This window comes from Lentzea sp. NBC_00516, assembly GCF_036346835.1.
GTDB lineage: Bacteria > Actinomycetota > Actinomycetes > Mycobacteriales > Pseudonocardiaceae > Lentzea > Lentzea sokolovensis.
Genome location: NZ_CP107840.1, coordinates 8,204,909 through 8,216,653 on the forward strand (window position 1 = coordinate 8,204,909; position 11,745 = coordinate 8,216,653).

An 11,745-nucleotide genomic window follows, 5' to 3' on the forward strand; every position below is an offset into this window, starting at 1 on the left:
GGTGACTAGTCCTCGAAGTCGTCGTCATCGCGCGCCAGGAACGTGGCGAAGCGCTCGATGGGCGTCTCGAAGTCCGGGTTGGCGTCGACGAACTCCCGCAGCTTGTCGGCCAGCCACGCGAAGGTGACCTCCTCCTCGCCGCGCCGCTTCTCCAGCTCTTCGATGCCGCGATCGGTGTGGTACATGGCAGAACTCCTGTGAGGGCTTAGAAAACGAGCCGCCGGACTCCTAGGGAATCCGGCGGCTCGTTCGTTCAGGACTGGCTTACTCGAACGCGCGGGTGATGATCTCGCGCTGCTCGACCTCGTGCACCTTGCTCGAGCCGGCCGACGGGGCTGCCATCGGGCGGCGCGACACGCGGCGGACCACGCCGAGGTGCTCGGGCAGCAGTTCCGGCAGGGCCAGGCCGTAGAACGGCCAGGCGCCCTGGTTCGCCGGCTCCTCCTGCACCCAGCGGACGTCCTTCGCGTTCGGGTAGCGCTCCAGGGTCTCGGTCAGCTTGCGGGCCGGGACCGGGTAGAGCTGCTCGACGCGCACGATCGCCACGTCGCCGCCGCCGCGCTTCTCGCGCTCGGCGTGCAGCTCGTAGGAGATCTTGCCGCTGCACAGCAGGACCTTCGTGACGGCGTTCGGGTCCTTGATCGTCGGGTCGTCCATCACCGAGTGGAAGCGGTCGTTGATGAACTCGTCCGTGCCGGACACCGCGGCCTTGAGGCGCAGCATCGACTTCGGCGTGAACACGATCAGCGGCCGGTCGACGCCGTCGAGAGCGTGGCGACGCAGCAGGTGGAAGTAGTTCGCCGGGGTCGACGGCACCGCGACGGTCATGGAGCCCTCGGCGCACAGCTGCAGCCAGCGCTCGATGCGGCCCGACGTGTGGTCGGGGCCCTGGCCCTCGTGGCCGTGCGGCAGCAGGATCACGACGTCGGAACGCTGACCCCACTTCGCCTCACCGGACGAGATGAACTCGTCGATGATCGGCTGCGCGCCGTTGACGAAGTCGCCGAACTGCGCCTCCCACAGCACCAGCGCCTGCGGGTTCGCCACCGAGTAGCCGTACTCGAAGCCGACCGCCGCGAACTCCGACAGCACCGAGTCGTAGACCATGAACTTGCCCTGGTCGTCCGACAGGTGCTGCAGCGGCGTGTACTCGTCGCCGGTCTTGCGGTCGATCAGGGTCGCGTGGCGCTGCACGAACGTGCCGCGGCGCGAGTCCTGGCCGGCCAAGCGGATGTTGCGGCCCTCGATCGCGAGCGAGCCGAACGCGAGCAGCTCGGCGAACGCCCAGTCGATGCCGCCTTCGCGCGCCATCTTCGCGCGGCGCTCGAGCACCGGCTTGACGCGGGCGTGCGGCGTGAAGCCGTCCGGCAGGTTCACGTGCGAGTCGGCGATGTGCTCCAGCGTCTCGCGGGAGATGCCCGTGGGCAGCTTCGCCGGGATCTGCTGCTCGGCCTCCACGGACGGGCTGACCGTCACGGGGTGCTTCTCGAGCTCGCGGACCTCGTTGAAGACGTGCTCCAGCTGGCTGGAGAAGTCCTGCAGCGCCTTCTCGGCCTCTTCGACCGTGATGTCGCCGCGGCCGATCAGGGACTCGGTGTAGGTCTTGCGCACCGAGCGCTTCTGGTCGATCACGTCGTACATCGCCGGCTGCGTCATCGAGGGGTCGTCGCCCTCGTTGTGGCCGCGGCGGCGGTAGCAGACCATGTCGATCACGACGTCCTTGGCGAACGCCTGGCGGTACTCGACGGCCAGCTTCGCGACCCAGTAGCAGGCCTCGGGGTCGTCGCCGTTCACGTGGAAGACCGGCGAGCCGATCATCTTCGCGACGTCGGTCGAGTACTTCGAGGACCGCGAGTGCTCCGGCGCGGTGGTGAAGCCGACCTGGTTGTTCACGACGATGTGGACCGTGCCACCGGTGCGGTAGCCGCGCACGAGCGCCAGGTTCAGCGTCTCGGCGACGACACCCTGGCCCGCGAACGCCGCGTCACCGTGCATGGCGACCGGCAGGACGGGGAAGAAGTCGCCGCCCTTGTCGATCATGTCCTGCTTGGCGCGCACGATGCCCTCGAGCACCGGGTCGACGGCCTCGAGGTGCGACGGGTTCGCCGTCAGCGACACCTTGGTCTCGCCGTCGCCGAACATGCGGAAGTACTTGCCCTCGGCACCGAGGTGGTACTTCACGTCGCCGGAGCCGTGCGCCTGACCGGGGTCGAGGTTGCCCTCGAACTCGCGGAAGATCTGCGAGATCGGCTTGCCGACGATGTTCGCGAGCACGTTCAGGCGGCCGCGGTGCGGCATGCCGATGACGACCTCGTCGAGCTCGTGCTCGGCGGCCTTGTCGAGCACCGCGTCGAGCAGCGGGATGACGGTCTCGCCGCCCTCGAGCGAGAAGCGCTTCTGGCCGACGTACTTCGTCTGCAGGAACGTCTCGAACGCCTCGGCGGCGTTCAGCTTGCTGAGGATGTACTTCTGCACGGTGGCCGGCGGCTTCTCGTGCGGAACCTCGACGCGCTCCTGGATCCAGCGGCGCTCTTCGGGCTCGAGGATGTGCATGTACTCGACGCCGACGGTGCGGCAGTACGAGTTGCGCAGCACACCGAGGATGTCGCGGAGCTTCATCCGCTCCTTGCCGGCGAAGCCGCCGACCGGGAACTCGCGGTCCAGGTCCCACAGCGTCAGGCCGTGGCTGAGCACGTCCAGGTCCGCGTGGGAGCGCTGGCGGTAGTTCAGCGGGTCCGTGTCGGCCATCAGGTGACCGCGCGTGCGGAACGCGTCGATCAGCTCGATGACGCGGGCCGTCTTGTCGACAGCGCCCTCGGGGATGTCGGCGACCCAGCGGATCGGCTCGTAGGGCAGCCGCAGCGACGCGAAGATGTCGTCGTAGAAGCCGTCCTCACCGAGCAACAGCTGGTGGATGCGCTTGAGGAACTCGCCCGACTCCGCACCCTGGATGATGCGGTGGTCGTACGTGCTGGTCAGCGTGATGATCTTGCTGACGCCCATGTCGGTGAGCGCCTGCTCGCTGGTGCCCTGGAAGTGCGCGGGGTACTCCATCGCGCCGACGCCGATGATCGCGCCCTGACCTGCCTGCAGACGCGGCACCGAGTGGTTCGTGCCGATCGTGCCGGGGTTGGTCAGCGAGATCGTGGTGCCGGAGAAGTCGTCCGCCGTCAGCGAACCGCCGCGGGCCTTGCGGATCAGGTCCTCGTAGGCCTGCCAGAACTGCGTGAACGTCATGTTCTCGCAGCCCTTGACCGACGCGACGACCAGCGTGCGGCTGCCGTCCTTGCCGGGCAGGTCGATCGCCAGGCCGAAGTTGACGTGCTCCGGCGTGACGACGAACGGCTTGCCGTCGACGTCGGCGTAGTGGCGGTTCAGGTTCGGGAACGCCTGCAGCGCCCGGACGACCGCGTAGCCGATCACGTGCGTGAAGGAGACCTTCCCGCCGCGCGTCCGCTTCAGGTGGTTGTTGATGACGATGCGGTTGTCGGCCAGCAGCTTCGCGGGCACGGCACGCACGCTGGTCGCGGTCGGAACGGTGAGCGACAGCTCCATGTTCTTCGCGATCGCGGCGGAGGCACCGCGCAACTGCTTCTGCTCGGGCTGCGCGCTCGGCTTGACCGGGGCGGCCTTCGCGGCCTGCTGCGGCGCGGGCTTGCCGGTCGACGGCAACGAGGCCGCCGGCTTCGGCTGCGACTGCGCGGCAGGCTTGGATGCGGCGGCGGGCGCGGGCTTGCCGTTGTCGGCGGCCGGCGGCGTCACGGTCGTGGTCGTGGTGGCCGTGGAGCCACCCGCGCTGGCCGTGGCGGCGCTGCCGTTACCGCCCGCGCGCTTGTAGTCGGCAAAGAAGTCGTGCCACGCCGGGTCTACCGATGACGGGTCCGCGAGGAACTGCTCGTACATCTCCTCGACGAGCCATTCGTTCGGCCCGAACTGTGACGCAGGACTGCTGCTGGACACGGCTGTCGCTCGCCTCTATCCATCTCGCTCTTGGTGTTGACTCATGCGGTAGTCAGGTTAGTCCCCCTGGCACGGGCCTTCACACGCTGGAGGCACATGGCAAGGAGTGCTCTGTCACAGGATCGATCAGGACGGCCCTGGCGTCACCCGCAGTTGAGCAGTTCTTGATGTGCGTCTCACTACGTCGCCTCTCTTTCGGGTAATGCTCGTTGCGCTGTTGGTCGGGCATACGCACCGAGAGCGGTGATCAGTTCACGATAGGTACAACGTGCCCGCTCTGCGGATTGATCTTGCCCGCGGTCCGTTCAGGTCAGTGAACGCCTGATCGAGGCCGTGAACGCCGCGGTGAACGCGGCTCTGGTCTCGTCGGACGTCCGGTCCAGGGACAGGTACGGGTTCAGGTCCTCCAACTCGACCAGGAGCAGGTCACCGTCCCGGGTCCGGCAGGCGTCGACGCGCTGGACGCCGTGGCCCAGGTCGTTCCAGTCGATGAACCTCTGCGCGAATTCCAGGTCTTCCGGCGTGGGGGCGTACCGGGTGAGTTCCCAGCGCTGGGCCGGGTCCGGCGCGTGCAGTGCGTACTGGAAGTCGTGGTCCACGAAGTAGAACGACACCTCGTACCGGAAATCGATCTTGGGCTGGATGAGCAGGTCGCCGGTTTTGCCATCGACCTCGTCGCGGCCCACGAATTCCAGGCCGTGCGAGTCGGCGCCGGCTTTGGGCTTCACGACGTACGTGCCGGCCTGGGGGAGACGGTCCAGTTCGTCCGGGTGGCCGACCGTGGGGATGACCGGGTAGCCCTGCTCGGTCAGGTCGACCAGGTACTGCTTGCCCGCCATGTCGGCCTTGCCGGTCAGCGGGTTGTAGACGCGCTGACCGGTGGCTGCCGCCTGCTCCCGGAAGTGGCGGTAGGCGGGGAGGTAGTCGATCACCGGACCGCTGTTGCGGACGACGACCACGTCGAAGTTCGCCATCACGGCCGCGGCGTCCTCCGGGTGGCAGACGGCCAGGTCGAAGTGCTGTCTGAGGTGCGAGGTCAGGTAGATGTCCTCGTCGCAGTAGCGGCGGCCTCTGGCCGGGTAGGCGAGGTTGGAGACGTAGAGGACCGAGGGGCGGGTGGGCATGGCTTGGGCTCCTTTGACCTTTCCGGCCTGGGGTTGGTTCTACGTCATGGAGCGGTAGCTGGCCGTGGCCGTTGGCGGACAGGGCGGCGTCTCTTCGGACGTCGCTATTCCCGCGTCCAGGCGGGTGCCCTTTGACGGGCACGGGCTCGTGGTCAGGCGGCTTCCGGGGTGTCGCCGTGGCGCCAGAGGCGGGCGTAGGTGCCGTTGGCCGTTAAGAGGTCGGCGTGGGTGCCCTGTTCGATGATCCGGCCGCCCGCCAGGACGACGATTCGGTCGGCCTTGGCCGCGGTGGCCAGGCGGTGGGCCACCACGAAGGTGGTTCTGGCGCCTGCCAGGTGGTCGCTGGCCGCGAGCACCGCCGATTCCGTGGCCGGGTCCAGGGCCGCGGTCGCCTCGTCCAGGAGGAGCAGGTCCGGGTTGACCAGTTCGGCTCTGGCCAGTGCCACCAGCTGGCGCTGGCCCGCGGAGAGGTGGTTGCCGCGTTCGCCGACGGGCTGGTGGAAGCCGTTCTGCAGGGTGGCGACCATGGGGAGGGCGCCGACGGCTTCGGTGGCCCGCTCGATTTCCTGTTCGGTGGCCGTGGGGCGGCCGTAGGCGACGTTGGCGGCCAGGTCGCCGCCGAACAGGTGGGCTTCCTGGGGGACCACGCCGAGGCGTTGGCGGTAGGCGGAGAGGTCGTAGGTGCGGACGTCCACGCCGTCCACCAGGACCGCACCACTCGTGGCGTCGTAGAAGCGGGCGATGAGTTTGACGAGAGTGGACTTGCCCGCGCCCGTCTCGCCCACCAGGGCGACGGTTTCGCCTGGCGTCACGTGGAGGGACACGTTGTCGAGCGCCGGGGTCTCGGCGCCCGCGTAGGTGAAGGAGACGGCGCGCAGTTCGACCTCGCCCCGCAGGCGGGGTGGGACCGGGATCGGGACGGGCGGTGGTTCGACCGTGCTCGGGGTGCGCAGGAGGTCGCCGATTCGGCGCAGGCCCACCCTGGCCTGCTGGTAGCCGTCGAAGACGCCGGAGAGCTGCTGGATCGGGCTGAAGAACAGGCCCAGGTAGAGGAGGAACGCCAGCAGGACGCCCGGAGTCAGCGTGCCCGTCGCCACGCGGTGGGCGCCCACGGCGAGGACCACCGCTTGGGCCACGCCGGAAAGCATTGCCACGAAAGGGAAGTACGTGGCGATGTAGCGCTGGGCCCGCAGGCGGGTGCGACGGTAGGCGTCGCTGCGTTCGGCGAAGGCCTCCGCCGAACGACGTTCCCGCGTGTAGGCCTGGGAGACGCGCAGGCCCGACACGTTCTCCTGAAGGTCGGCGTTGACCGCGCTGACTCGTTCGCGGGCTTCCGCGTAGGCAGTCGACGAGAGACGTTGGAAGAGCACCGTCGCGACGGCCAGGATCGGCAGTACCGACAGGGCGATCAGGGCCAGCGAGACGTCGGTGAACACCAGGGCCGCGGTGATGCCCACGACGGTGATCAGGCTGATCACGGCGGTGACCAGGCCGGTCTGCAGGAACGTCGAGAGGGCGTCGACGTCCGTCGTCATCCTCGTCATGATGCGGCCGGCCATCTCGCGCTCGTAGTAGTCGAGGCCGAGGCGTTGCAGGTGGGCGTAGCTGCGCACGCGCAGCAGGTAGAGCAGGCGCTCGCCCAGGCGGGCGGCGAAGAGCGTGCTGCTCGCCGTGGTCAGCCAGCCGACCACGACCAGGCCCACGCCCAGGACGACGGCCTGCCACAACGACGACTCGGCGCCGCCCACGACACCGCCGTCGATGCCCAGCCGCACCAGCGACGGCATGCCCATGCCGACCAGCGCGTCCAGCACCACCAGAGCGCCCACGCCGCCCAGCGCCCAGCGAACGGGGCGCAGCAGCCGGGCGAGACGAAAGGCGGGATCGGGGGCGCGCGCGTCTTCGCCGTGCAGCACCGGGATCTCGTTGGCGGGTGGGAGTTTCCGCACCTGCGCCAGCAGTTCCGGGGTGGGCGGGCCGCCGGCCAGTGCGGACATCCCGCCACCGGCACCACCGCCGCCTCCCCCGCCGCCACGGCGCCCGCCTGAAGCGGGAGTGGAGGTCCTGGCCTCGGCGATCAGGCGTTCGTCCAGGTCTTCCTGCGACAGCGCCGGCCACAGCTCACCGGTGCGGACGGGCGCGGCGGACTCGATCGCCTCGCCGGGACCCGCCAGCAGATCGCGGTAGAGGGCGCAGCGCGCCATCAGTTCGGCGTGCGTGCCTATGTCGATCACGCGGCCCGCGTCCAGCACCGCGATCCGGTCGGCCAGCGACAGGGTGGAACGCCGGTGCGCCACCAGCAAAGTCGTGCGGTGCGCCGTCACCGAGGCCAGCGTCGCGTGGATCGCCGCCTCGGTCGCGTTGTCCACGGCGGACGTCGCGTCGTCCAGCACGAGGATGCGCGGATCGGAGAGCAGCGCACGGGCCAGGGCCACGCGTTGGCGCTGGCCACCGGACAACGTGAGGCCGCGCTCGCCGACCACCGTGTCGTAGCCCATCGGCAGGGCCTGGATGAAGTCGTGGGCCTCCGCTGCCTTCGCGGCGCGTTCGACCTCGGCCCGCGACGCGTCCGGGCTGCCGTACGCGATGTTCGAGAACACCGTGTCGGAGAAGAGGAAAGCCTCCTCGAACACCACGCCCACCGTGCCGCGCAACGACTCCAGCTTCAACGTCCGCACGTCCGCGCCACCGACCCGCACGGCACCCGTGTGCACGTCGTAGAAACGAGGCAGCAGCAGGGAGACCGTCGACTTGCCGGAACCGGACGTGCCGACCAGCGCCAGCGTCTCGCCCGGCTCCACGGAGATCGAGAAGTCCTGCAACACCGGCTCGCTGCGGGCGTACCCGAACGTCACGCCGGAGAACGAGATCCCGAGCGGCCCGTCCGGCACCTCGCCGGGGCCGTCCGTCACGTCCGGCTGCGAGTCGATCAGCTCGTAGACCCGTTCCACCCCGGCGCGGGCGAGCTGCGCGGACACCATCAGGCTCGACAGCAGCCGCGTCGGCCCGACGAGGTTCGCCACGTACGTCGTGAAGGCCAGGAACGTGCCCAGCGTGACCTGGCCGTGCAACGCCAGCCAGCCGCCCAGCCCCAGCACCGCGACCTGGCCGAGCAACGGCAGCGCCGTCACGGTCGCGAGCGGCTTCGACGACAGCCGGGCGGCCCGCATCCGTTCCGCGAACAGGGATTTGGCGTGCTTCTCCAGCCGCGCGACCTCGCGCGCCTCCTGGCCGAAGCCCTTCACCACGCGGACACCGGTGACGGTCTCCTCGACGTGCTGCGCCAGATCCGCGGCCCGCTGCTGCGCCGACCACGTGGCGGGGAACAGCGTCAGCCGGGTGCGCCCTGCCAGCCACGCCACCAGCGGCAGCACGATCACCGCGATGATCGTCAGCGGGATCGACAGGTAGATCATCGCCGCCAGCGCGGCCACCGCGAACACCACCGTGCCCACGGCCAGCGGCGCCATCATCAGCAGCGACTGCACCAGCTGCAGGTCGGTGATCGAGCGCGACACGATCTGCCCGGTCCGCAGCTCGTCCTGCTTCGCGCCGTCGAGCCGCTGCACCGCGGAGAACACGCCGAGCCGCAGGTCGTGCTGCACGCCCAGAGCCAGCCGCCCGCCCAGATAGCGCCGCAGGAACGCCGACCCGAACGTGAGCACCTCGAGCACGATCAGCGCCACCATGAGCGGCCACAGCCGGTCGGTGCGGCCCACCGTCGAGTCGTCGATCGCGGTCTTGAGCAGCAACGGACCCGCCGCCTGCAGACCCACGCCGACGACCGCGGCGACCACCGACAGCACCACCAGGCGGGGGTGCTGCCAGCACGCTGCGGTCAGTCGGCGGATCCAGCCCTTTGTCACGGGACCCACAGTACGTTCGGGGTCCGACATAAAATTCTGACGTCAGGAACCGCAGGTCAGGTGATGTCCTTGGACTGCGTGACCGCCCAGCCGCCCGCGAAGACGATCCCGGACCAGGCGAGGAAAACGAGACCCGACCACCACCAGTCGAGCGCCCCACCGGCACCGGCGATCGCGCGCAGCACGTCCTCGATCTCCGGTGGCACCACGCCCGCGGACGACAGGAACAGGTCGACCGCGACCGCCCCGGTGAGCCCGTTGATCGCCCCGTTCGGCAGGAAGCCGATGACGGCCGGCACCTCCAGGTACACGAGCACGAAGTGCAGCACGTTCTCGATCACCAGGAAGTACAGCAGCAGCAACACGATCGTCCCGGCGACGTTCGGGATGAGCGCGCCCACGCCGACGCCGAACATCGTCATCAGGATCGACGACAGCACGCAGACCAGCGTCAGCATCGCCCAGCCACCGGCGTCCGGCAGCTGCCCGGACTCGCTGGTGAGCACCACGCCGATGCCGAGGAACAGCATGATCGCGAGGCCGTAGATCGCGCCCCACAGCACGTAGACCAGCATCTTCGCCAGCATCGAGTGCATCCGCGACGGCGCGGTCAGGAACGTCGTCGTGATCGTCCGGCGGTTGATCTCACCCGAGATCGCCATCGCGCCGAAGATCATCGGGAAGATCGTGGAGATGTTGATCGCCCGCGCCATGCCGAACAGCGAGATCTTCCACTGGTCCGGCGTGACCCCGAGGAAGTCGGACACCTCGTCCACGTCGCTCGACGACGCGAAGTCCACGAAGAACTGTCCCAGCATGCCGGTCGCGAGCCCCCAGCCGAGCGCCAGCACGGCGGTGGGGATCAGCAGACCCCACCACAGGCCGGTCGTCGTCGTCTTGCGGAGCTCCGCCTGTACGAGGTTGCCCATCAGGCCCAACCACCCTGCTGTTGCTGCTGATACGGCGCCGGTGCGTTCCCGGCGTACTGGCCACTGGTGAGCTGGAAGAACAACCGCTCCAGGTCGACCTGCTCCTCCTGGATGCCGTAGATCGACACCCCGGCCTTCAACGCGCAGTCCGCCACGTACTTGGAGTCCACACCGGACACCGCGAGCCTGCCGTCCGGCAGCTGCTCGATCGCCTGCACGCCTTCGGCACGGAGAGCGTTCGCGAGCGCGTTGAGGTCCGACGGCTGCACGAGAACGCGGCGCTGCTGCGACTGCCGCAACTGGTCCAGCGGCCCGTAGAACATCGTCTGCCCGCGCGAGATGATCACGACCTGGTCGACGGTCTGCTCGACCTCCGCCAGCAGGTGGCTGGAGATCAGCACCGTGCGTCCCATGCGCGCGTACGACTGCAGGAACGTCCGCAGCCACGCGATGCCCTCGGGGTCGAGACCGTTCGCGGGTTCGTCCAGCACGAGCACCTGCGGGTCGCCGAGCAACGCCGTGGCCAGCGCCAGTCTCTGCTTCATGCCGAGCGAGAACCCGCCCACCTTGCGATCGGCGGCCGTGCCCAGGCCGACCAGGCCGAGGACCTGGTCGGCCTGCGCGTCCGGCACGCCGATGGCCGACGCGTACACGCGCAGGTGGTTGCGGGCGGAGCGGGCGGGGTGGAATCCCTGCGCCTCCAGCACCGCGCCCACCACGCGACCGGGCTGGCCGAGCTGGTGGAACGGTCGTCCGTTGATCGTCGCCGTGCCGCTCGTCGGCTTGACGAGACCCAGCAGCATTCGCAGGGTCGTCGTCTTGCCGGCGCCGTTCGGGCCGAGGAAGCCCGTCACGCTGCCGGGGGACACGGTGAAGCTCAGGTTGTTCACGGCCGTGACAGAACCGAACTGCTTGGACAGGTTCTGGACCGCGATGAGGCCGCTGCCGTCATGCATGCGGCCCATCCTGCCTGATACGTCAGTCCGGCAAGGCGTGCTTGGGCCGAGACACGACGGGCGCGCGATGCACGGCCGACGACTCTTCCCGCATGATCGGCAGTTCGGTGGTCATCTCCGCCGGAGTCTCCTCCGGCAGTTCGATAACACCTGATCGAGTGAAAGGGTTGCGCAACGGCCGGCGCCGCTCGCGGTGAGGCAGCCCCTCGCCGATCAGGTGCTGGTGCGCCATGTTCCAGATCTGGCACGGCCACCGGCGGCGACGCAGCCAGCCGGGACAGGCCTTGCACCGGCTGTCCTCGTCGGGCTGGTGCACCGTCAGCAACAGCCGCCAGCCGTCCGCCAGGCGGTGGATCTCCGCGCGGGCCAACGGAACCAGCGCCTCGGCTTCTCCGTGCTCTGCGACTTTGTCCAGCAGTGCCAGGCGTTGCAGCACCGCGTCGCGGAGGGTCTCGTCCATCACATCTTCGCCGTGGCCTGGTCGAGCAAAGAGCCCAGTCGACGCGTCTGAGTGGCGGACATCACAGCGGTCTCGCCAGGAGGCGTGACCAGCAGAACCCGGTCGTTCTCCACCAGAACGGTCATCGATCTGTCCCGACCGAATGGGTCGTGGCAGTGGATCCATCCCTGTGGTTCAGCCATGGAATCTCCCTTCGAGGGACACCCGACTCCGTCTTCATCGGCCGAACCCCCTGCTCGCCGCACCGGGAAACACCGAATTCACTCGTTTGCTGGACTGGTCGGACGCGGCCGATGGTCCACTCGGGGAAACTTTTGGGTCGCGTTTCGGTGGGGGTGCTGGGCGCGGTGTGCCAAGGCCCGCTATATTTGGACACGGCGGCCCCGCTCCCAGTGACCCCCAGGCTGGTTGAGCGCGGCCGCCCTTTATTTTCCCCTCTCTCTTTTGCCT

General features: G+C 68.9%; 8 protein-coding genes. All 8 read right to left on the reverse strand.

The window, feature by feature from the left end; translation table 11 throughout:
- Nucleotides 1-5 precede the first annotated feature (5 nt).
- The 8 genes from OG205_RS38040 to OG205_RS38075 all read right to left on the reverse strand — a co-directional run bounded on the left by OG205_RS38040 (nt 6) and on the right by OG205_RS38075 (nt 11,420).
- Entirely contained in the window at nt 6-185 is a 180-nt protein-coding gene (locus tag OG205_RS38040; RefSeq protein WP_030471325.1) for a DUF6104 family protein, read from the reverse strand.
- Between the two features lie 79 nt (nt 186-264).
- Complete coding sequence (locus OG205_RS38045) at nt 265-3,960, reverse strand: multifunctional oxoglutarate decarboxylase/oxoglutarate dehydrogenase thiamine pyrophosphate-binding subunit/dihydrolipoyllysine-residue succinyltransferase subunit (RefSeq protein ID WP_330272652.1); 3,696 nt, start codon at nt 3,958-3,960, stop codon at nt 265-267.
- A 305-nt stretch (nt 3,961-4,265) separates the two neighbouring features.
- Nucleotides 4,266-5,084, reverse strand: coding sequence for a hypothetical protein (locus OG205_RS38050; RefSeq protein ID WP_330272653.1), 819 nt, complete (start codon nt 5,082-5,084; stop codon nt 4,266-4,268).
- A gap of 152 nt (nt 5,085-5,236) precedes the next feature.
- Nucleotides 5,237-8,980 carry an ABC transporter ATP-binding protein gene (locus OG205_RS38055; protein WP_330272654.1) on the reverse strand — a complete coding sequence of 1,248 codons (3,744 nt, stop codon included), beginning with the start codon at nt 8,978-8,980 and terminating at the stop codon, nt 5,237-5,239.
- A 26-nt stretch (nt 8,981-9,006) separates the two neighbouring features.
- Entirely contained in the window at nt 9,007-9,879 is an 873-nt protein-coding gene (locus tag OG205_RS38060; protein ID WP_330272655.1) for a hypothetical protein, read from the reverse strand.
- Entirely contained in the window at nt 9,879-10,835 is a 957-nt protein-coding gene (locus tag OG205_RS38065; protein ID WP_330272656.1) for an ABC transporter ATP-binding protein, read from the reverse strand. The genes OG205_RS38060 and OG205_RS38065 overlap by 1 nt, the downstream gene beginning before the upstream one ends.
- A 22-nt stretch (nt 10,836-10,857) precedes the next feature.
- A complete protein-coding gene (locus tag OG205_RS38070; protein ID WP_330272657.1) occupies nt 10,858-11,295 on the reverse strand; it encodes a hypothetical protein in 438 nt (145 codons plus the stop codon).
- Nucleotides 11,295-11,420, reverse strand: coding sequence for a hypothetical protein (locus tag OG205_RS38075; RefSeq protein WP_281248831.1), 126 nt, complete (start codon nt 11,418-11,420; stop codon nt 11,295-11,297). The genes OG205_RS38070 and OG205_RS38075 overlap by 1 nt, the downstream gene beginning before the upstream one ends.
- Nucleotides 11,421-11,745 lie beyond the last annotated feature (325 nt).